This window comes from Variovorax sp. MSC1_012, assembly GCF_023667525.1.
In the GTDB taxonomy this organism is placed as follows: domain Bacteria; phylum Pseudomonadota; class Gammaproteobacteria; order Burkholderiales; family Burkholderiaceae_C; genus Variovorax; species Variovorax beijingensis_B.
Genome location: NZ_JAMOZJ020000002.1, coordinates 30,689 through 50,947 on the forward strand (window position 1 = coordinate 30,689; position 20,259 = coordinate 50,947).

The following is a 20,259-nucleotide window of genomic DNA, read 5'->3' on the forward strand; positions in this document are numbered from 1 at the left end:
ACCGGGCCGGTGAATTCAATGGTTCTCGGTGTCTTCATGGCGATGCCAGTGTGGGGCCAGCGCCGCCGCGCGGGCTTGACGTGGCGCAAGGGTCGGGTCAAGGAACGCACCGGGCTCAGGGGCCGGCGATCGTGGCGAGCAGGATGGCCTGCAACGCGAAGCGATGGTTCTGCAGGCGCTCGGCGGCATGCTCGCCGAGACAGGCGGTCCGAGCCTGCTGGTCGGCCGTGCAGCCGTGTTCGCACAGCGTCATCAGATTCGCCACCGCCCATGCGGGATGATCGGTGCCTTCGAGATCGTCATAGACCGGTACGCCCGCATGCTCCTCGAGCTGCTGCATTTCGGCAGGCGTCAAGGAGGAGCAATCGATCGCGTCATACAGCCGACCCAGCATCTGCGATAGGTGCCGGAACTGCGTGCCGCCCGGGGCGATCGGGAGACCGAGCCGCACGTGCGCCACCCGCGCCCCCAGATCCAGCGCGGCGCGATGCAGCGCCGACATTTCCGCTTCGGGCGGATGCAGGCGCAGCAAGGCGATGTTCTTGCCGGCCAGCGGCCTGTCGCCAGTGCGGCCCGCGAGCGATGCCGCCTTCAGCCGACAGGCGAGTTCGTGGATGGCCGAAAAATCGCCGGCCAGGAACTCGCCGCCGGCGCGGAGGCCGGAACTGTCCGAGGGGCTCAGGGTCGATTGCATGACCCCCGCAGGCTATCGGCGGCGGCGCCGCGATCCTTGATGCCCGTCAACTCCTCGCCACGACTGGAGTGAATGACACACTGCATTCACGCGCGGGTTACGCCGGCGCCAATCTCTTCGGTTCCGGGCACCCGTCATGCTCCGATCCGGGTGTGCCCGGAGTTGACGAAGATCAGAACGCGAGAGCGCATCACGCCCGAGGATCGGCGCATGTCCCCCGATTCAACGCTCCCCGTCTTCCGGGCCCGCGGCCTTGGAAAGATCTATCACGCCGGCGATGTCGACGTCGTCGCGCTGCGTGATGTCGATCTCGACATCACGGCCGGCGAGTTCGTGGTCCTCCTCGGACCCTCCGGCAGCGGCAAATCGACGCTGCTCAATATCCTGGGGGGCCTCGAGGTGGCCAGCACCGGCAGCCTGAACTACTTCGGACAGGACCTGATCGCTGCCGGCGACAAGGCGCTCACGCGCTACCGGCGCGAGCATGTGGGCTTCGTATTCCAGTTCTACAACCTGATTCCCAGCCTCACGGCCTACGAGAACGTGGCACTGGTCACGGACATCGCGACCGATCCGATGCCGATTGACGACGCGCTGGACCGCGTCGGATTGTCGGCGCGGCGCGACCATTTTCCGTCCCAGCTTTCGGGCGGCGAGCAGCAGCGCGTGGCGATCGCCAGGGCCATCGTCAAGCGGCCCCGGGTGCTCCTGTGCGACGAACCCACGGGCGCGCTCGACTATGCGACCGGCAAGCTGGTGCTCGACGTGATCGCCCGGGTCAACCGCGAGCTCGGCACCACCACGCTGGTGATCACGCACAACGCCTCGATCGCGGGGATGGCCGATCGGGTGATCTCGCTAGGCGACGGCCGGGTTCTGAAGATCGAGCGCAATGCGCATCGGCTTGCGCCGGCGGAACTGTCCTGGTAGCGCGCCATGAGAGCACTCGACCGCAAGCTGCTGCGCGATTTGCGCACGATGTGGAGCCAGGTGCTCACGATCGCGCTGGTGGTGGCCAGCGGCGCGGGCGGCTTTCTCACGAGCCTGTCCGCCGTCGATTCCCTGGCCGCCGCGCGCGACGTCTTCTACGCGCAAGGGCGTTTTGCGGACGTCTTCATCACGGTCAAGCGCGCGCCGCTTGCGCTCGTCGAACAGCTGCGCAGCGTGGCGGGCGTGGCCGAGGTCCAGCCGACCATCGAACACGTCGTGCGCATCCAGCTGCCCGCGAGCAATGACCCGGTGCTCGGCCAGCTGATCGGCATCGATCGCACCGTGCCGCCGCGCCTGAACCAGGTGAGCATCGTGACCGGGCGTGGACTGTTCGAGGGGGCCGCCGTGCGGGGGGGCGGACTCGATGCCATCGATGCGCTGGTGTCGCTGGGCTTTGCCCAGGCGCGCGGCCTGAAGCCCGGCGACACCTTCGGCGCGCTGCTCAACGGCCGGCAACGGCAGCTTCGCATCGTCGGCACCGCAGTGTCGCCGGAGTTCGTGTTCGCGGGCCTGTGGGGCATGCCGGACCAGCGCGGATTCGGCATCATCTGGGTCGACCAGGAGGTGCTGGCCGGCGCCTACGACATGGAAGGCGCGTTCAACACGCTCGCGGTGCGGCTCGCGCCGGCGGGGGCGCGGCGCGTTTCCGACGCGGAGGTGGCCGACGCGCTGGCCCAGCCACTGGCGCGCTTCGGCGGCGCTTCGCCGCGTACGCGCGAAGAGCAGGTGTCCCACGCCATGCTCGACAACGAGATCAAGGAGCAGCGGGTGCTCGGCATCATGCTGCCGTCCATTTTTCTCGGCGTGGCGGCGTTCCTGCTGAACGTGGTGGTGGCGCGGCTTGTCGCCACGCAGCGCGAGCAGATCGCCGCGCTGAAGGCGCTGGGTTATTCGAACAGCACGATCGCCGCCCACTTCCTGAGCCTGGTGCTCGTGATCGTCGCGCTGGGGTTGGCCCTGGGCGTTGCGCTGGGGGATTGGCTGGGCGCGCGCCTGGTCGGCCTCTACGCCGAGGTCTTTCACTTTGCGGACTTCGAGCACCGCATGGATCCGCGGCTCGTGCTGCTGGCGGCCGGCGTGACATTGGCAACTGCGCTGCTGGGCACACTTTCGGCCATTGCCGCCACTGTCCGGCTGACACCGGCCGAGGCTATGCGGCCGCCTGCGCCGGGCCGCTACCGCCGTACGCTGGCCGAGCGCCTGGGTATCGCGCGGCTCAGTCCGGCCCTGCGCATGATTCTGCGCAACATGGAGCGCCGCCCGGTGCGCACGGGCCTGTCGATAGGCGGCGTCGCGGCGGCCGTGGCGATCGTGGTGATGGGCAACTTCTTCCGCGACGCCATCGACGTGATCGTCGACAGCACCTTCACCCTGTCGATGCGCAGCAATGTCTCCGTCTGGCTCGTGGAGCCGACGGACAACGCCGTGGCGCTGCAGCTGGGGCGCCTGCCCGGTGTGCTCGCGCACGAGTCGCTGCGCGACGTGCAGGTGACGCTGGTGAACGGCCATCTGCGCAAGCGCATGCAGATCCGGGGCGGCGCGATGCACAGCGAACTGCTGCGCATCATGGACGCGAGCGGCCGGCAATCGATGCCGCACGGCGAAGGCCTGCTGCTGACCGACCGGCTGGCCGAGAAGCTGGAGCTGCGCGTGGGCGACGTGGTGCGCGTGGAGGTCCACGAGGGCCGCCGGCGCGCCTTCGAGGCGCGGGTGGACGGCACCGTGCGCGAGATGATGGGGCTGAACGCCTACATGAACCGCGAGGCCCTGAACCGCGCGCTGGGCGAGGGCGACATCGCCACCGGCTTCCTGCTCGCGCTGGAGCAGGGCAGCGAGGCGCGGCTGCTGCAGGCCGTCCAGGGGCTGCCGCGCGCCGCCGGGGCGTTCAGCAAGGCGACGATGCTGCGCAACATGCAGGAAGTGACAGCGCGCAACATCCTGATCATGAGCACGGTGCTCACGCTGTTCGCCGCGGTGATCGCCGTGGGCGTGGTCTACAACAACGCGCGCATCGCACTGGCCGAGCGTGCCTGGGAGCTGGCGAGCCTGCGTGTGCTCGGCTTCACGCGCGCGGAAGTCTCGGGCCTGCTGCTGGGGGAAATGGCGATCGGCATCGCCATCGCGTTGCCGCTGGGCATGCTGGCAGGTGACGCCCTGGTCCACCTGATTGCCATGCTGCTGAAGTCCGACCAGTTTCTGTTTCCCGTGGTGATCCGTGCGCGGACCTACGCCCTGGCCGGGTTGGCCGTGGTGCTGGCCGCCGCGGCCAGCGCGCTGATCGTGCGCCGCCGCATCGATCGCATCGACATGGTCTCGGCCCTGAAAACGAGAGAGTGAACCCTGTGATCTCAAAGAAAACCTTGTGGATATCGATCTCGGTGGGTGTGGCGGTCTCCGCCGCGCTGCTCTGGGCCTTTGCGCCAAGGCCCTTGGCCGTGGAGGTGGCACGCGCCGCCATGGGGCCGTACGAACAGGCCGTCCTCGAGGACGGCAGGACGCGCCTGCGCGACCGCTATGCCCTGAGCGCGCCGCTGGCGGGCCGGCTGGCCCGCATCGCGCTGCGCGAGGGAGACGCGGTCGAAGCCGGCGCCGTGGTCGCCACCATCACGCCGGCGCTCTCGCCCATGCTCGACGAGCGGGCGCGGCGCGAGCAGTCCGCACGCGCCGAGGCCGCCGATGCGGCGGTGCGGCGCGCCGAAGCGGGCGTGCAGCGCTCGCGTGTCGCCGTGGAGCAGGCGCGCATCGAGCTTCGCCGTGGCGAGCAGCTTGCGCAGCAGAATTTCATCTCCCCGGCCAAGGTCGATGCCGACCGGCTGGCGCTGCAGGCCGCGCAGATGGACCTTGAAGCGGCCGTGCAGTCGCGCCAGGTGGCGGGGCACGAGCGCGACACCGCGCGCGCCGCCTTGATCGCGATCCGCACACCCGGTTCCAGCGAGGGAAGCTTTGCCCTGCGCTCCCCGGTCAGCGGCCGCGTTCTGCGCGTGGCGCAGACCAGCGAGACGACGGTGATGCTCGGCGCACCCCTGATTGACATCGGCGACACCGGGCGGCTGGAGATCGTGGCCGAGCTGCTGACCACCGATGCGCTGCAAACGCGACCCGGGGCGCCGGTGCGGGTCGAGCGCTGGGGCGGCGAGAGTGTGCTGGAGGGCCGCGTGCGCGGCGTCGAGCCGGCCGCGTTCACCAAGGTGTCGGCGCTGGGCATCGAGGAGCAGCGCGTGAATGTCCTGATCGACCTGGCCGGGCCGCCCGAGTTGTGGCGGGCGCTGGGCGACGGCTACCGGGTGGGCGTGCGCATCGTGACGCTGTCGCGCTCGTCGGTCCTGCGGGTGCCGGTGAGCGCGGTCTTTCCGCAGCCCCGCGGCGGCATGGCCGTGTTCGTGGTGAAGGGCGGAAGAGCGCAGCTTGCGCCGATCGAGTTCGGTGGGCGCAACGGCAGCGAGGCGTGGGTGCGCGGCGGTATTGGCGAGGGTGCCGAGGTGATTGTCTACCCGCCCGCGACGCTGCGCGACGGCATGCGCGTCAAGGTGCGCGCGGTGCGTTGAGGCTTCACCTGCAACGGGCCGGACGCCGGCGACACGGCCGGCGTCCGGCGGCGCGCTCTACTGGATCTCGAGGGTGCTGCGGCCGGTGCCTTCCCGCTTGGGCAGCGTCAGGCGCAGCACGCCGTCCTCCAGCTTGGCCACCGCGGTCTTCTCGTCGACCTCGCTGGACAGAGAGAAGCCACGCGACACGCTGCCCCGATAGGTCTCGGTGACTAGGGCGCGGCCATGCTTCTTCTCCTGGTCCTTCTTGATCTCGGCGGAGATCGACACATAGTTGCCGTCGATCGAAACGCGGACGTCCTCCTTCTTCGCGCCGGGGATCTCGGCCGTGACAAGGTATTCCTTGTCGCTCTCGTTCACGTCGACACGGATGTCGGCGGGCAGTTCGACGTCGTCGATCAGCTGCAGCGGCCGCGCCCAGCGGCGCAGCATGTCGGGAAACAGGTTTTCGAGCCGGTCAAGGCGAGTCAGTGCGTTCATCGGTTTGCTCCACAAGGTTGGTTGGATTTCGCACCGGACCCGCCCGCGAGCGGGCAGCAGCGCGAGCATTCACTCTAGGCAGTCGAACGCCGCCGTTCTTGCGCTGCATCAATTGCGCGCGCAGCGGGCCCGATGCCACGGTGCACCGCGAGCGGCGTCGGGAAAATTGATGCACGTCAACACACGAGCGCACCATGCGCGCAAGCTCGCTGCTCCAAGGAACCGCCATGCGCCTCGCCCACCCCGGAAACTCCCCCCATGCTGCCCGTCTTTGATCCGTGGCAGGCGTGCGCTGCCGCAGCGGACGTGTCCCTGGCCGCAGGTGCTTCCGACGAAGCGCTTCGGAACCGCCGCGCCAGCCGGCTGGCATCTCTCTTCTCGGCCGCCGCCGCGGGATCGGCCCAGTACCGGCGCGTGTTCGCCGGCCGCGATCCGGCGAGCACCAGGCTGGAAGCGCTGCCTGTTGCGCAGAAGAGGGAGTTGATGCGGAACTTCGACTCCTGGGTGGCCGATCCGGCGCTCGACTTGGGCAGCTTGCGCGGCTTCGTTGCAGATCGCACAAAGATCGCCGAGCCCTACCTCGGCCGATACACGATCTGGGAGAGTTCGGGCAGCACCGGCGAGCCGGGCATCTTCGTTCAGGATGCGGCGGCCATGGCGGTGTACGACGCCCTCGAGGCCTTGCGCCGACCGGTACTTCGGCCGCTGCAGCGGTGGCTGGATCCGTGGGGACTGGCCGAGCGCATCGCGTTCGTGGGCGCGACCGGCGGCCATTTCGCAAGCACGGTGTCCGTTGAGCGTCTGCGGCGGCTGCAGCCCGGTTTGGCGGACCGTCTGCGCAGCTTCTCCTTCCTGCAGCCGATCGACGCGCTGGTCGCGCAACTGAACGCGTTCCGCCCGACGGTGCTCGCCACCTATCCGAGCGCGGCCGTGCTGCTGGGGCAGGAGCGCCGCGCCGGTCGGTTGACGGTCTCGCTGCAAGAGATCTGGACCGGCGGCGAAGGCTTTTCCTGCGCGAGGCGCGCCTTCGTCCGAGAGGCGTTCGAGTGTCCGGTCGCCAACAGCTACGGCGCCTCGGAGTTCCTGTCGCTGGCCTTCGAATGCAGCCTCGGCGTGCTGCATCTGAACAGCGACTGGGCGATTCTCGAGCCGGTCGATGCGCACGGCGTGGCCGTGCCACCGGGCCGCGCCGGCACGACGACGCTGTTGACCAACCTGGCCAACCACGTGCAGCCACTGATCCGCTACGACCTGGGCGACCGCGTCACGCTGCTGGCGTCGCGCTGTGCATGCGGTTCGCGGCTTCCGGCGATCGAGGTCGAGGGGCGCGACGACGACACGCTCGTCTTTCGAGGCGTCCGCGGTGCGCCGCCGGTGAAGATCGTTCCACTGGCGGTGAGCACCGTGCTCGAAGAGGAGGCCGGCCTGTTCGATTTCCAGCTGGTGCAGCAGGGCCCCGGCGAGTTGCTGCTGCAAACCGGCCGAAGCGGTGCCGATACGCAAGCGGCGCTGAACCGGGCGGGTCGGATACTCCGGGATTTCCTGGCGGCGCAGGGCGCAGGCGATGTGCGCATTCAGTGCCGTTCCGGCGAGAGCAGCTGCTGCGGGCGCAGCGGCAAGACCAAGCGCGTGGTCTCCTCGCTGCGATGACCGGCCGGCCGCGAGGGCGAATGCGACGGCCCGCGGCCGAAGTCCCGCGGAAAAAAAGAAGCCCGCCATCCTCGCGGATGGCGGGCTTGGTGAAGGTCCCCGCCAGGGCCCTTCGGCCCGGGCAGTCTGAGGTTGCCTTCATCCCCACGGTGTCGGAGCGACACCATGAACTCCCCCGAAGGGGAACCCTCACTGCCACCGTTGGATTTCCGGCATTCGCCTTTGATCCGTCGGTGCGTTCAATGTAGTGCCAGACGTCGGCGCGCGGCTTGATCCAGCGCAAGTCCGGCTCACATGGATCCTTCAACAAACCGCAGGTCTCGATGAGGAATCCCTTGACTGCGCGATACAACGCGAAGCTGCGGGACCTGTTCGCCCTCGCCGACGCGGAGGGGCTCAGTGAGCCATCCAGACAGGCAGGGTGGCCGATTCGAGCACGGTGCGCGTAACACCGCCGAGCACCAGTTCCCTGGCCCGGCTGTGGCCATAGCAGCCCATGACGACCAGATCGGCGCCGACGCCGCCGGCGAGCGACAGCAGGGCCTTGCCCGGATACCGGCCGTCGAGGCTGCGATGTTCCTGGACGCGCTTGATGCCGTGCGCCAGGAGGTAGTTCCGAACGGCTGCCGCTCCGCGAGCCTGGTCGCCCGCGCTTTCTTCGGCGGCACAGACGAGGTGCACGTGTTCCGCCTTTCGCAGGACAGACGCGGCGGTGGCCAGTGCATTCGCTGCCTCGCGGGTGAAGCGCCACGCGACCAGCACCGTCTCGAACTCTACCGATGACTCGCCGGCGAAGGGCACGATCAGCGCCGGCTTGCCACTGCCGAGCAGCGCCGCCTCGACGAAGTCGCCGGGCACATCGAAGCCGGTGGCATCGAACGGATCGCGCTGCCCGAGCACCATGAGGTCCGCGGTCAGGGCGCGGCGCACAAAGGTATCGGCGACCGGCTCGCCGCGAAGCTCCTGCCAGTCGCTGCGGACCGCGCTGCCTTGCAAGGCGCGTTCGAACATCGCGAGGGCGCGTGCCCGATGATCCGGGTCGACACGGCCTCGCACAGGCATCGCCGGCAGTCCGCCGGGCAAGGCCAGCACCGGCAGCACCGGAGGGGTGACCGCGAAGAGCGCCGTCACCGCGGACTCGTGGGCCTGTGCGAGCCGGTGAGCGATCCGCAACCGTGTCTCTGCGCGGGCGGTGCCGTCCAGATGGACAAGTATCGAATCGAGCGTCATTACTTTCCGCCCGAGGGCACGGCAATGCGCCGCTCGAGCTCGGCAATCCCCACGTGGGAAAGGTCGCGGTCGAGCAGGGCCTCGATCCGCTCGCTCACCGCATTGCTCAGTTGGGCGCTGAGTTCGCCGATGAAGGGGTTGGATGAAAAGATCATGAGCGAGCCGAACTTGCCTGCGGCCAGCGCCTCGTCCAGACGCCGCGCGAGTTCCTTGGCGAAGCGCCGGTGCTCTTTCCGGTGCGCATCGCTGCGCGGCTCGAACTGGTTGACGCCATGGCTGTTGTCGGCGGCCTGGCGACCTGCACGGCCGGCCGCCAACACACCGGCGCGGAGGCGGCTTTCCGAGTGGGTGAGGGTCTCGACTGGCACCAGCGGCTCGAGCGCAGATTTGCGGCTGAAGACGCGCGCCAGCGCGGCATTGGTCACAACGATCCATTGGGGTTTCATGGCAGTCTCGTAGAAAGCGATGATCAAGCGTAGATCGGCGAGCCGCACCAGGGATTGCGCTCGATCAAATCCGGCTCAGGCCAGCCTCCTGTTTCAAATCAACCCGCGAGGTAGACCTGGCGCCCGTAAGCGGTGCCGGCAGCGATTGCGAAGCTGGCAATCAGGTTCGACGCCAGGCGAAGCCCGTAGGCTACTCCACCGGCACCAACGGCAACTGCGCAGCGCGTGACCGTGTTCGCCGCGATGGCGATCAGAGCGCCTTGAACGAAATGCGCCGTCGTCAGCGTTCCCGACGAATGCAGCGACGCCAGTGTGACCACGGGTGCGTGAGCGTCCAGCAGCGCGGCGAGTGCGACGCCGACGCGCAGACCGGTATCGCCGAAGTGCTGCTGCGCCGTACCGACCAGCAGCGCGGCAAGCGCCAGTGCCAGGCCGATGAAAACCGCTTCGCGCGGACGAAGGGCGCTTCGGCCGGGCATCGGTGTCTCGGCCGGCATGGCCGTGTTGCGGAAAAGAACGGGCAGAAGCCCAAGGATTGCCGCAGCTGCCGCGCCCGCAGCGGCTGCGGGCAGCAGCGCGAGTGCGGCCTTGGGAGACAGCGCGGCGCTCATCATCAGCGCCTGCAGCCAGGTGGCGACAGCGGACAGGGAGGCGCCGCTCGCGAGCAGCGGCGTCTCGCCGGGCTGCCGGCGCGCCCGGCTGCCGAACGACGCGACCGTGGCCGTGCTCGAGACGAAACCCGACAGGAAGCCGGAACCCAGAATTCCGGCTCGCACGCCAAGCCACCGTATCGCGGTCTGGCCCGCGGCCTGGATCGCCATGATCAGCAGCACCAGCGCGGCGAGCGGCCGGGGATCGATGCCGCCGAGCACCTCGATGGGAACGGAGGGAATCAGCGGAAGCACCACAAGCGCGAGTGCGGCCAGCAGAACCCCGTCGTGCAGCTCCTGCTCGCTCAGAAGCTGCGTTGCGAACCGATGCAGGCGGCTTCGCGAAGCCAGCAGCAAGGCCAGCCCGGTCCCGCATGCTGCCGCAAGCGCAGGCGAAGAGATCGACAGCACGCCGATCGAATAGGTTGCGAACAGCGCCAGTTCGGTGGTTATGCCCGGATCGTTCGAGCGGCTCTTCCAGTGCGACAGCGCCGCGAGCAATGCAACCAGCCCCGCCCCGATGAGTACGAGGCCAGGTGCCTGAACAAGCTGTGCCACGGCGCCGGCCACTGCAGCGATGGCGAAGGTGCGCAACCCCGCCTCTGCGCGATGATCACCCACTCCCTTGCGGCGCTCGCGCTCGATGCCGACGAGCAAGCCGATGCCCAGCGCCACGGCAAGACCGAGGATGGCGTCCGGCGGCGCGGTATTGGTCATTCGTCCAGTGTCGTTCGACGCGCAGCGCCGTCAAGGCCCTGAGCGTCGCAGCCGACGGATGGCAGGTGCCCCGCTTGATCTTCGTCAATGTTTCCGTTCGCCGGGACTCGCATGCTCCTCCATTTGGAGATCCACCATGCCCAGCACTTCTTTTCAAACCCCGTTCCTCCACGACGGCTATCTCGGTTCCGTGGCGGACTGGCAGAAGGCCGTTGCCGAAAGTATGCTGCATGCGCAGCGCGGGCAGTGGGAGATGCTCGCAGCCTGGCAGCGTGCCGTGGGCGCCATGCAGAAGGAGCTTTGCGACCAGTGGGCCTGCCGCTTCGGCGGCGGCGTGCCGCTCGACGGCTAGACCTGCAGGCGTGGCGTACCACACACCGGGAAACCGTCTCATGAACTTCAAGACCATCCTCGTCCATCTCGATCATTCGAGCCGCAGTCCTGCGCGTGCAGCGCTCGCGGCCGCATGGGCCAGAGCGCATCAGGGCCATCTTGTCGGGCTTCTGCCCACGGGGTTGTACGACGGCGTGATTCCGGCCGATGCCATCGCCACGGGCATGACCGACTTCATCGCGGAGTCGGCTGACTACCTGCGCCGGCGCGCCGAAACCATCAGCCGGGAGTTCAGGAAGAGCATCGCGGCGACGGGCACCGTTTCGTACGAGGTTCGTCTGGTCGACGGGGTGACGGTCGATGCCGTGGTGCAACACGGCCGCGCAAGCGATCTCGTCGTGCTGGGGCAGGACGACGCCCTGAACGCGAGGGACATTGCGGTGCACGGCCTCGTGGGGCGTGTGCTGATGGAAGTGGGTCAGCCCGTGTTGATCGTGCCCTCTGCCGGGCATTTCGAAGGCGTCGCAAAGAATGCCGTGGTCGCCTGGAACAGCTCGCGGGAGTCGGCCGTAGCTCTTCATGCCGCCTTGCCGGCACTGCGGTGCGCATCTTCCGTAACGATCGCTTCCTTCCGGCATCCGAAGGAGAAAGACGACGACCGTCAGCCATCCGCCGCCGACATGCTCCGGTTTCTTTCGCGGCACGGCGTCCAGGCGGCATTCGAGCGGAATGTCACGGACATCGATGTTGCCGATGCACTGCTGTCGCGTGTCTCGGACCTTGGCGCCGACCTGCTCGTGATGGGCGGCTACGGCCATTCGCGGCTGCGTGAGCTGATCCTCGGCGGTGCGACGCGGCGAATTCTCACGCAGATGACCGTGCCGGTCTTGATGGCACACTGATCGCGCTCCGCTTGGGCTGCCGGCGCGTTGCCGAAAGACGGCGGGCACGCCATGAGAAGCCAATATGGAACCCATCGACACGACGCTCGTCACGGCGCTGCGCGAACAGCTGCGGCAGATAGCGGGCAGCGAGATCGAGTTGGTCGAAACACACATCTCCTGGGTGCTGCTGACGCCGGTGCTGGCGTACAAGCTCAAAAAACCAGTGCATCTTCCCTTCGTCGACTTTTCCGATGTCGCGGCGCGCGAGCACTTCTGCAACGAGGAGCTGAGGCTCAACCGGCGCTTTGCCCCGTCGCTGTACCTGAGCGTGGTGCCGGTGTACGGCACGGCCCAAGCGCCGCGGATCGGGAGTGACGAAGGCGACGAGGGAAGCGCACCGATCGATCACCTGGTCTGCATGCGCCGCTTTCCCGAGTCGGCGGTGCTTCGCAGCCTGCTGGCAGCAGGTGGCCTCGATCCGGCGCTGCTCGACCGCTTCGCGCGGCGCCTGGCGGCATCGCACGCCAGCGCCGACCGCGCGAGGCCCGGCCTTTTCGGCGAGCCGGGCCAGATCGTTCTGGCGGCAACCCGGGTCGTCGACCAGCTGCGCGCGCTTGGGGAGCACCATCAGCTCGAGCCGGTGCAACGATGGATCGCCGAAAAGGCGCGAGACCTGAACGCGGCCTGGATCGCACGCCAGCACGGCGGCGCAATCCGGGAGTGCCACGGCGACTTGCATGCCGGGAACATCGTTTGCATCGACGCCGAGCTGGCTGCCTTCGATTGCATCGAATTCGACCCGGCGCTGCGCTGGATCGACGTGATGAGCGATGTCGCTTTTCTCACGATGGACCTGAAGGCGCGAGGCCGGCGCGGCCTGGCATTTCGCTTTCTGGATGCATGGCTGCAGCACAACGGCGACTACGAAGGCCTGCCGGTGTTGGCGTTCTATGAGGTCTACCGCGCGCTGGTGCGGGCCCTTGCCTGCGGCCTCGGCCCAACGAGCGAAGCGGCGGGTGGCACCGGCGGCCGCACGGACTACTCCGCCTGCGCGCGCCAACTGATGCAAGGACCCGGCGGAGGCGCTCGCCTGATGATTGCCCACGGCTTCTCCGGTTCGGGCAAGTCGCATATCGCCTCCCAGCTGCTGCAGCTTGCGGGAGCGATTCGCATCCGCTCCGACGTGGAGCGCAAGCGCCTTTTCGGCCTCGGGCCGCTGGCGCGGTCAGCGGAGCAGGGCTTCGAGATCTACACACCGGAAGCGACGCGCGAGACCTTCGATCGGCTGCGGCACTGCGCGCGCTCCGCCTTGCTCGCGGGCTACCCTGTCATCGTGGATGCGGCGTTCCTTCGCACCGCAGAGCGCCGGAGCTTCGAACTGCTCGCGGCCGACCTGGGCGTGCCGTATTCGATACTCGATTGCCGCGCGAGCGATGAAGTGCTGCGGCACCGCGTCCTTCAACGCAGTGCCTCTGAAGCCGACGCCTCCGAGGCGAATCCCGAGGTGCTCGATCGGCAACTGGCGAATCACGAGCCGCTGGACGCCCGCGAGCGCGCGCTGGCCATCGAGGTGCGCACCGACAGTACCGTCGACATGGCTTCGATCGATGCGCGGTGGCGCGGCGCGGAGGGCGGCCCTGGGTAGTACCAGCCCCGGGGGACTCAGCGCCCGAGGACGTAGGCACCCGGTGCGTCGCTGATCGGCGGGTAGCCGCGCTTTGGCGAGCCCAGGCCCGGCGGCCGGCGCTTCGGTCCCGAATGCCCGGCGAGCCATTGCGCGAAACAGGGCCACCAGGAACCCGATATCTCCTGCGCATGATCGAGAAATTCATCCGGTGCCCCGTAGGGGGCGTCTTTCGGGCGCTTCAGCAATCGGTGGCTGCGGTGCGGGTGCCCCGGTTCGCTCAGGATGCCGGCATTGTGGCCGCCTTCCGTCAGCACGAAGGTGATCTCCGTGTCGCACAGCAGACTGATCTTGTACACCGAGCGCCATGGGGCGACGTGGTCGGTACGGGTGCCGAGCGCGAACACCGGCACATCGATATCGCCGAGCGAGACAGGCCGGCCTTCCACGTGGTAGCGGCCCGCCGCCAGGGCGTTGTCGAGGAACAGGCCCCGGAGATAGTCGGCGTGCATGCGGTACGGCATGCGCGTGCCGTCCGCGTTCCAAGCCATCAGGTCGGTCACCGGCACGCGTTCGCCCAGCAGATAGCTGCGCACCATCGGCGCCCAGACCAGGTCGCCGGGGCGCAGCACCTGGAAAGCGGCCGCCATCTGCTGCGCACTCAGATAGCCTTGGCGCGACATGATGTCTTCCAGAAACGCCAGCTGGCTTTCGTCGATGAAAAGGCCCAGTTCTCCGGGCTCAGTGAAGTCCGCTTGCGCGGCCAGCAGGGTGAGCGTGGCGAGCCGGTCGTCGCTGTCCCGCGCCATGGCCGCCGCGGCGATGGCCATGAGGGTCCCGCCGAGACAATAGCCCACGGCGTGGATCCGGCGTTGAGGCAGCACGGCTTCGACTGCGTCGAGGCTCGCCATGACGCCCAGGCGCAAGTACTCGGCCATGCCGAGCGCTGCATCCGCCGCCTCCGGGTTCTTCCAGGACACGGCGAAGACCGTGTGCCCCTTCGCCACGAGATAGCGGATCAGCGAGTTGTGCGGCGAGAGGTCGAGCACGTAGTACTTCATGATCCAGGCGCTGACGATCAGGACCGGCTCGGCATGCACTGTCGGCGTGGCCGGGGCGTACTGGATAAGTTCGATCAGTTCATTGCGCAGGATGACCTTTCCCGGCGTGACCGCGACTTCATGCCCGGGCCTGAATGCGCCGGCCTCGGCCGGCGGAAGACCGGAGACCGCGCGGCCGGCATCCTCGATCCAGTGGAGAGCCCCGGTCACCAGGCTGCTGCCGCCGGTGGCCGCGATCTTCCGCAGGACCTGCGGATTGGTCAGCGCCGAATTGGCGGGTGACAGCAGTTCCAGCCATTGCCGCGCCATGAAGGCCACCAGTTGCTCATGGTGGCGGTCGACGCCAGGCACTCCATGAAGGACCGTGTGCATGCGATGGATGGTTGCCTCATGGGCTTGCCGGTACAGGCTGAAGGGCCACGAGTCCCATTCTTCTTCCGACAGGCGCGGGTCATGCGTCGGCTCGGGCGCCTGGACAACGACCGCGCCCATGGCGACCCTTGTTGCGCGCGCGGGTTGCGTCGCGAGATGGATGGCCCAGTCCGACCAGGCAAGCATCTGCGCGGCGGGCGACATGCCTCCGACCCAGCGCGCCCAGAGGGCATGCAGAGTCCTGTCCAGCTCATCGGGCGCTTCATTCATGAGGGACTCCTCGGCGATTTCCCTGGCCGGCCCGAGCCGTTGACGAGGCGGGCAAAGGCGGCGGCTCCGGCTTCACGGAATCACCGGCCCGAGTGTCCGCGGAAGCTCTTTTCCGAGCGACAACCGCAGGATGCCATCGCCGCATTCACCGATCGAGGCCGCTGCGTCGATCGGATGCGGGAACGTCAGCGCGACGGGTGCGACGTCGCGCAGAAGGATGTAGGCATTGTTTCCGGCCAGTTCGACTTCGAAGGACTCGGCCGGCAAGTCTTCGAACTCGATCGTCACTTCCCAGCTGAGTGGCGCTTCGGCGATATGAAGCCGCATGCTGTGCGCTGCGCTGGCGGGCTCGGCCACCGCCGTCTCACAAGGATCTTCATCGCAGGCGCAGATATCGGTGCCGCCGATGGAAGATGGATCGACGACGGTGAAGTTGTACATGACGGGCCTCTATAGGATGGCGTTCGCTGTCGGGTGCATCGTGACGACACTTGTTCGGGCGCCCGTCGAGTGGCTTCCGGCCGCCTCGCCCGGACTAGGCAACTACCCGAACAGTGCACGCCGGGTGCCGCCGATCTGCTCGAATGTAGTGATCGCATGCAGCTGACGCCTTGCGCTGAATCAAGCCGGAACCATGCCGATCGAGCCAGATGCCGGGTTGGCTTTCAATGGGCGCCCGGACAGACGTGCGCAGACTTCGCTTTCTCGTTCACCGGCGCCGGGCATTGCCCGGCAAGTCCTGGTTTGCGCATTCTCAAGGCCTGATTGCCCGCAACATGGACGATGCGAGGATGAACGACCCGCAAGATGCCACCACCCTGGTCCGCGATGCGCACCTGCATCCCGTCGCCGCTCTCGCCGCCCACCTGGAAGTCGACCCTCGCGAGGGCCTGACGGCCGAGCAGGCATTGAAGCGGCGGGCGCTTCACGGCCAGAACAGCCTGCCGGAGTCGCCGCCCCGGAGCCTGATCCAGCGGGTGCTCGACCAGTTCCGGGATTTCATGGTGCTGGTATTGATCGCGGCCGCGCTGCTGTCGGGATTCATCGGCGATGTGGTGGACACGGTGGCCATCGCGGTCATTGTCGTGCTCAACGCCGTCATCGGCCTGGCCCAGGAATGGCGGGCGGAGCGCGCGCTCGACGCGCTCAAGCGCCTGGCCAGTCCGCACGCGACAGTGCGGCGCGAGGGGAGCACCCAGGTCTTGGAGACCAGCCAGCTGGTACCAGGCGACGTGGTGCTGCTCGAGGCAGGCAATCTCGTGCCGGCCGATCTTCGCCTGCACGATGCGGCGCAATTGCGGGTGGACGAATCGACGCTGACCGGGGAATCGGTCACGGTGGCGAAGCACACCGCGCATCTGTCCGGCGATGCGCAGGCGCTGGGCGATCGGCTCAACATGGCGTTCAAGGGCACGCTGGTCACGCACGGCCGGGCTGAAGGGCTGGTGACAGCCATCGGCTCTCAGACCGAACTGGGCCGCGTGGCCGGACTGCTGCATGGCGCCGACGAGCGGAGCACGCCGCTGCAGTTGCGCCTGGCCTCGTTCGGCAAGCGGCTGTCCTTGGTGGTGTTGTGCATCTGTGCGCTGATCTTCAGCATCGGCGTGATGCGGGGCGAGCCGGTGCTGCTGATGGCGTTGACCGCCATCAGCCTGGCGGTCGCGGCCATTCCAGAGGCACTGCCAGCCGTGGTGACCGTGCTGCTCGCGCTGGGCGCGCGCCGCATGGTGAAGGTGAATGCGCTCGTTCGCCGTTTGCCTTCTGTGGAAACGCTCGGCTCTGTCAGCGTGATCTGCTCCGACAAGACCGGCACCCTGACGCAGAACCGCATGCGGGTCCAGGTCGTGGATCTCCTCGCCGGCGGTTCCCGGGACTCCATCTGGCGTGCGGTGCTGCTGTGTACCGATGCCAGCATCGGCGCCCAAGGCGAGTGGATGGGAGACCCCACCGAGACCGCGCTGGTCGAAGCCGCGCAAGCCGACGGTTTCGACCCGGCTGCTGTGCGCGGGGCCAATGCCCGCTTGCATGAATGGCCCTTCGACTCCGAGCGAAAGCGCATGAGCACGCTGCATCGTGAGAACGAAGGCTGGTTCGCCGTCACCAAGGGCGCACCTGAAACGGTGCTGCCGCGCTGTACGCGCGTGGCGTCGGCGCAGGGAGATCTCGTGCTGGACAGTGCCGAAGCCCTATTCGCCGTGCAAGCGATGGCGGCGCAAGGGTTGCGCGTGCTCGCGGTGGCGCGCCGCTCCTTTGGGCAGGATCCCGCCGGCTGGCCTGCCGACGCGGTCGAGTCGGAAATGGTCCTGCTCGGTCTCGTAGGGCTGGCCGATCCGCCCCGGCCACAGGCCAAGGCTGCCGTGGCCGATTGCCGCAGCGCGGGGATCACTCCGGTGATGATCACGGGCGACCATCCGGCGACGGCATTGGCCATTGCGCACGAACTCGGCATTGCCGGGGCCGATGCCTCGGCGCTCACCGGTGCGGAACTGAGCGCAATGGACGACGCGGCGTTGCAGCGCGCGGCCCGCGACGTGCGCGTGTACGCACGCGTCGACCCGGCCCAGAAGATCCGGATCGTCCGGGCGCTTCAGGCCCATGGACAGTTCGTGGCGATGACTGGCGACGGTGTCAACGACGCACCCGCGCTCAAGCAGGCAGACATTGGCGTGGCGATGGGGAAGGGCGGCACCGACGTCGCGCGGGAGGCGGCGAGCCTCGTGCTGCTCGACGACAACTTTGCGAGCATTGTGGCGGCCGTGCGCGAGGGGCGGCGCATCTTCGACAACATCCGCAAGTTCATCCGCTACGCAATGACCGGGAACTCCGGCGAGATCTGGACCTTGTTCCTTGCGCCGCTGATGGGCATGCCGATTCCGCTGCTGCCGTTGCACATCCTCTGGGTGAATCTGGTGACCGACGGGCTACCCGGTCTCGCACTTGCCGCGGAGCCTGCCGAACGAGGTGTCATGCGGCGGCCGCCCCGTCCGCCGGGCGAAAGCGTGTTCGCCGGAGGGCTTTGGCAACACACGCTGTGGGTCGGTCTGCTGATCGCGACACTGTGCCTCGGCGTCCAGGCCTTGGCCCTGAAGACGGGCATGCACTGGCAGACCATGGTGTTCACGGTGCTCACGCTGTCGCAGATGGGGCATGTGCTGGCCATCCGTTCAGAGACTGATTCGCTATTCAGCCAAGGGCTGCGAAGCAATTTGCCGCTGGCGGGGGCCGTGCTGTCGACCTTCGTGCTCCAGCTCGCTGTGATCTACGTTCCGGCCCTGCAGCCGGTGTTTCGAACCGAGGCGCTGACGGCCGGCGAACTGGCACTGTGCCTGGCTTGCGCGGTCATGGTCTTTTCAGCGGTGGAGGTCGAAAAGTGGGTTCGCCGCCGGACGGCTCGCGCTTCGGTGGACTCGGTCGTGGTCGCCTGAGCGCTGCTGATCGCACATTTCCATGCTCAGAGGGAGATATGACCATGAAGATATTGATGGCGGTTGACGGCAGCGAATACACCCGCCACATGCTGGACTACCTGGCCGCGCAGGACCAGGGCGCAGAGGGCGGTTGGCTCGGCGAGCCGCACGAGATTACTTGTATGACCGTGGTGCCGCCTCTGCCGCCGCGGGTGCGCGGCCTCATGAACGAGGCCGAGGCGCAGGCCTACTACCGGAGCGAAGCCGAGGGGGCGCTGCAGTGCGTTGTCGAATTCGCCGCCCGACGCGGGTGGCAGCCGGCCATCATTCACAGAGTCGGTCGGCCCGGCAAGGTGGTCGCGGACATGGCGGTGAAGGAGAACTTCGATCTCATCCTCATAGGCTCGCACGGCCACTCGGCGCTCGGAGCGCTGCTGCTGGGATCGGTCACCTCGCAAGTGCTGGCGCAATGCAAGGTGCCGGTACTCGTCCTTCGACGTTGACGGTCGGCCGCGCGCAAACAGCGCGACCGCACGTTCACCAGTATCGCTATTGGCCGTGCCGGAACTGCACCGCCGCGTTGATCAGGTACAGCGCGACCAGCGAGATGCTCGCCCAACTCATCGAGCGAAGTACACGCGTGGTGGGGCGGTAGAGCAACGCCACGATGACTGCACCGCTCATCATGACCGCGGTGATCGCCGTCGCGGCATGCACCTGCGCCACGTTGCGATAGATGGATCCGGGCAGGTAAGCCAGGTCGTCCAACACCAGAATGAGCACATCGAACAGGTTGCTGCCCAGCAGGTTTCCCAGTGCGATGTCGGCGGCGCCGATGCGCAATGCGCCGAGCGTGGTGGCGAGTTCCGGCACCGAAGTGGCGAACGCGATGAAGAGCGTTCCGACCAGGGAGTTCGACCATCCCATGGCCCGGGCCAGATCGACACCGACAAAAGGCAGCCAAATGCCCGCGGAGACGATCACCGACGCGGCGATCACGTAACCTGTGAGCGCATGCCGGAATGTCATCTTCACAGGTTCTTGCATCGGTGCAATGGCTTCGCGCTGCTCCAGTCGGTAGACCGTCCGCATTGCGGCCAAGTAGAGTATCAACAGGACGACGCTGGAAGCGCTCACATGTCCGATGACGGGAATGGCGTCATGAGGCGCCAACAGCACGGCCAGGCCCACCGCGGAAAGCAGAACCACACCGAAGGACGCAGACAAGACATGCGCCGGTCCGACTCGCGAATAGACGGAGCCGTCGCGATGCAGCAGGTCGACCAGCGCAAGGATCGCCAGATTGAAAACGCAGCTTCCGAGTACGTCGCCAACCGCGATGTCAGGAGCGTCCACAAGCATGACGGCACTGAAGCCCGTGACGAGCTCCGGCAATGAGGTGACAGTGGCAATGAGGATCATGCCGATCCAGTTGCGTGACAAGCCGGTCAACGCGGCAATGGCGTCGCCATAGCGGACCAGGCGAAAACCAGCCAAACCGATGGCCGAGACACACAGAGCGAACTGTGCCCATACGAGGAGGGTCTGGCTCATCTGATGACGGTGGTTGGGTGTACTTGGCGACGCTCGACGGGCGACGAGTCAAGTCTGGCATCGAAGACCCGTGGAGCCGGAGCGCTTTGTCAACTCTTGCAGAATGCTCCCGCGCGGTATCGGCGATCATCTGTTTGATTGATGGCATTTCGAGCTGCGCACATCGCCTGGGATAACGCGTTTTCTCGCGCATCACAGTCGTTCGCCGTGCTTCCGCAACCTGCTATGCCGGGCAGCTCTTCGACCGAGTAGGTCCAGGTGTAGCCGCGGCCATGCTCGCGACGTCGTGCGTGGACGACGATCGTTCTTCCATTGTGTCTCTGCGAATGCTTCACATCGCTCCTCAGACCCA

The 20,259-nt window shown here is 67.4% G+C and carries 17 protein-coding genes; 9 read left to right on the forward strand and 8 right to left on the reverse strand.

Going from position 1 to position 20,259, the window contains the following annotated elements; genetic code table 11:
- Window positions 1–115 precede the first annotated feature (115 nt).
- The gene (locus L1081_RS25605) at window positions 116–694 is read right to left on the reverse strand and encodes a Rossmann-fold NAD(P)-binding domain-containing protein (protein WP_489417452.1); all 579 of its coding nucleotides are present in this window, start codon (window positions 692–694) and stop codon (window positions 116–118) included.
- 210 nt (window positions 695–904) lie between these two features.
- On the opposite strand from L1081_RS25605, the gene L1081_RS25610 reads away from it, so the two are divergent.
- From L1081_RS25610 to L1081_RS25620, 3 genes are read left to right on the forward strand one after another with little or no spacing between them, the layout of a single operon-like run.
- On the forward strand, window positions 905–1,624 hold the full coding sequence (locus tag L1081_RS25610) for an ATP-binding cassette domain-containing protein (RefSeq protein ID WP_489417453.1): 720 nt from the start codon (window positions 905–907) through the stop codon (window positions 1,622–1,624).
- 6 nt (window positions 1,625–1,630) lie between these two features.
- A complete protein-coding gene (locus L1081_RS25615; RefSeq protein WP_489417454.1) occupies window positions 1,631–4,021 on the forward strand; it encodes an FtsX-like permease family protein in 2,391 nt (796 codons plus the stop codon).
- A 5-nt stretch (window positions 4,022–4,026) separates the two neighbouring features.
- Window positions 4,027–5,229, forward strand: a complete 1,203-nt coding sequence (locus L1081_RS25620) for an efflux RND transporter periplasmic adaptor subunit (protein WP_489417455.1) — start codon at window positions 4,027–4,029, stop codon at window positions 5,227–5,229.
- Window positions 5,230–5,286: 57 nt separating this feature from the next.
- On the opposite strand, the gene L1081_RS25625 is transcribed toward L1081_RS25620, so the two are convergent.
- On the reverse strand, window positions 5,287–5,709 hold the full coding sequence (locus tag L1081_RS25625) for an Hsp20 family protein (protein WP_489417456.1): 423 nt from the start codon (window positions 5,707–5,709) through the stop codon (window positions 5,287–5,289).
- 258 nt (window positions 5,710–5,967) lie between these two features.
- On the opposite strand from L1081_RS25625, the gene L1081_RS25630 reads away from it, so the two are divergent.
- A complete protein-coding gene (locus L1081_RS25630; protein ID WP_489417457.1) occupies window positions 5,968–7,359 on the forward strand; it encodes a phenylacetate--CoA ligase family protein in 1,392 nt (463 codons plus the stop codon).
- A gap of 396 nt (window positions 7,360–7,755) precedes the next feature.
- Here L1081_RS25630 and L1081_RS25635 read toward each other — a convergent pair whose 3' ends face one another.
- From L1081_RS25635 to L1081_RS25645, 3 genes are all read right to left on the reverse strand, one after another.
- Window positions 7,756–8,589 carry a universal stress protein gene (locus L1081_RS25635; RefSeq protein ID WP_489417458.1) on the reverse strand — a complete coding sequence of 278 codons (834 nt, stop codon included), beginning with the start codon at window positions 8,587–8,589 and terminating at the stop codon, window positions 7,756–7,758.
- On the reverse strand, window positions 8,589–9,035 hold the full coding sequence (locus L1081_RS25640; protein ID WP_489417459.1) for a host attachment protein: 447 nt from the start codon (window positions 9,033–9,035) through the stop codon (window positions 8,589–8,591). Before L1081_RS25640 ends, L1081_RS25635 begins: the two co-directional genes overlap by 1 nt.
- Window positions 9,036–9,133: 98 nt before the next feature.
- A complete protein-coding gene (locus L1081_RS25645; RefSeq protein WP_489417460.1) occupies window positions 9,134–10,402 on the reverse strand; it encodes a DUF4010 domain-containing protein in 1,269 nt (422 codons plus the stop codon).
- A gap of 136 nt (window positions 10,403–10,538) precedes the next feature.
- Here L1081_RS25645 and L1081_RS25650 point away from each other — a divergent pair, with 136 nt between their 5' ends.
- From L1081_RS25650 to L1081_RS25660, 3 genes are all read left to right on the forward strand, one after another.
- Window positions 10,539–10,754 carry a hypothetical protein gene (locus tag L1081_RS25650; RefSeq protein WP_489417461.1) on the forward strand — a complete coding sequence of 72 codons (216 nt, stop codon included), beginning with the start codon at window positions 10,539–10,541 and terminating at the stop codon, window positions 10,752–10,754.
- A gap of 40 nt (window positions 10,755–10,794) precedes the next feature.
- Window positions 10,795–11,637: a universal stress protein gene (locus tag L1081_RS25655; RefSeq protein WP_489417462.1), complete on the forward strand. Its 843-nt coding sequence runs from the start codon at window positions 10,795–10,797 to the stop codon at window positions 11,635–11,637.
- A 64-nt stretch (window positions 11,638–11,701) separates the two neighbouring features.
- A complete protein-coding gene (locus tag L1081_RS25660; protein WP_489417463.1) occupies window positions 11,702–13,264 on the forward strand; it encodes an AAA family ATPase in 1,563 nt (520 codons plus the stop codon).
- 17 nt (window positions 13,265–13,281) lie between these two features.
- Here L1081_RS25660 and L1081_RS25665 read toward each other — a convergent pair whose 3' ends face one another.
- On the reverse strand, window positions 13,282–14,946 hold the full coding sequence (locus L1081_RS25665; protein WP_489417464.1) for an alpha/beta fold hydrolase: 1,665 nt from the start codon (window positions 14,944–14,946) through the stop codon (window positions 13,282–13,284).
- A 72-nt stretch (window positions 14,947–15,018) separates the two neighbouring features.
- On the reverse strand, window positions 15,019–15,387 hold the full coding sequence (locus tag L1081_RS25670) for a hypothetical protein (RefSeq protein ID WP_489417465.1): 369 nt from the start codon (window positions 15,385–15,387) through the stop codon (window positions 15,019–15,021).
- Between the two features lie 350 nt (window positions 15,388–15,737).
- On the opposite strand from L1081_RS25670, the gene L1081_RS25675 reads away from it, so the two are divergent.
- On the forward strand, window positions 15,738–18,371 hold the full coding sequence (locus tag L1081_RS25675; protein ID WP_489417980.1) for an HAD-IC family P-type ATPase: 2,634 nt from the start codon (window positions 15,738–15,740) through the stop codon (window positions 18,369–18,371).
- A gap of 44 nt (window positions 18,372–18,415) precedes the next feature.
- Window positions 18,416–18,856, forward strand: coding sequence for a universal stress protein (locus L1081_RS25680; RefSeq protein WP_489417466.1), 441 nt, complete (start codon window positions 18,416–18,418; stop codon window positions 18,854–18,856).
- A 46-nt stretch (window positions 18,857–18,902) separates the two neighbouring features.
- Here the strand turns inward: L1081_RS25680 and L1081_RS25685 are convergent, their stop codons facing one another.
- Entirely contained in the window at window positions 18,903–19,907 is a 1,005-nt protein-coding gene (locus L1081_RS25685) for a calcium:cation antiporter family protein (RefSeq protein WP_489417467.1), read from the reverse strand.
- Window positions 19,908–20,259: the final 352 nt, after the last annotated feature.

Coding starts and splice junctions, on each gene's coding strand:
- L1081_RS25660 (WP_489417463.1), top strand. CDS start 11,702: ATGGAACCCATCGACACGACGCTCGTCACGGCGCTGCGCGAACAGCTG.
- L1081_RS25665 (WP_489417464.1), bottom strand. CDS start 14,946: ATGAATGAAGCGCCCGATGAGCTGGACAGGACTCTGCATGCCCTCTGG.
- L1081_RS25610 (WP_489417453.1), top strand. CDS start 905: ATGTCCCCCGATTCAACGCTCCCCGTCTTCCGGGCCCGCGGCCTTGGA.
- L1081_RS25670 (WP_489417465.1), bottom strand. CDS start 15,387: ATGTACAACTTCACCGTCGTCGATCCATCTTCCATCGGCGGCACCGAT.
- L1081_RS25675 (WP_489417980.1), top strand. CDS start 15,738: ATGAACGACCCGCAAGATGCCACCACCCTGGTCCGCGATGCGCACCTG.
- L1081_RS25680 (WP_489417466.1), top strand. CDS start 18,416: ATGAAGATATTGATGGCGGTTGACGGCAGCGAATACACCCGCCACATG.
- L1081_RS25625 (WP_489417456.1), bottom strand. CDS start 5,709: ATGAACGCACTGACTCGCCTTGACCGGCTCGAAAACCTGTTTCCCGAC.
- L1081_RS25645 (WP_489417460.1), bottom strand. CDS start 10,402: ATGACCAATACCGCGCCGCCGGACGCCATCCTCGGTCTTGCCGTGGCG.
- L1081_RS25605 (WP_489417452.1), bottom strand. CDS start 694: ATGCAATCGACCCTGAGCCCCTCGGACAGTTCCGGCCTCCGCGCCGGC.
- L1081_RS25685 (WP_489417467.1), bottom strand. CDS start 19,907: ATGAGCCAGACCCTCCTCGTATGGGCACAGTTCGCTCTGTGTGTCTCG.
- L1081_RS25650 (WP_489417461.1), top strand. CDS start 10,539: ATGCCCAGCACTTCTTTTCAAACCCCGTTCCTCCACGACGGCTATCTC.
- L1081_RS25640 (WP_489417459.1), bottom strand. CDS start 9,035: ATGAAACCCCAATGGATCGTTGTGACCAATGCCGCGCTGGCGCGCGTC.
- L1081_RS25635 (WP_489417458.1), bottom strand. CDS start 8,589: ATGACGCTCGATTCGATACTTGTCCATCTGGACGGCACCGCCCGCGCA.
- L1081_RS25630 (WP_489417457.1), top strand. CDS start 5,968: ATGCTGCCCGTCTTTGATCCGTGGCAGGCGTGCGCTGCCGCAGCGGAC.
- L1081_RS25655 (WP_489417462.1), top strand. CDS start 10,795: ATGAACTTCAAGACCATCCTCGTCCATCTCGATCATTCGAGCCGCAGT.
- L1081_RS25615 (WP_489417454.1), top strand. CDS start 1,631: ATGAGAGCACTCGACCGCAAGCTGCTGCGCGATTTGCGCACGATGTGG.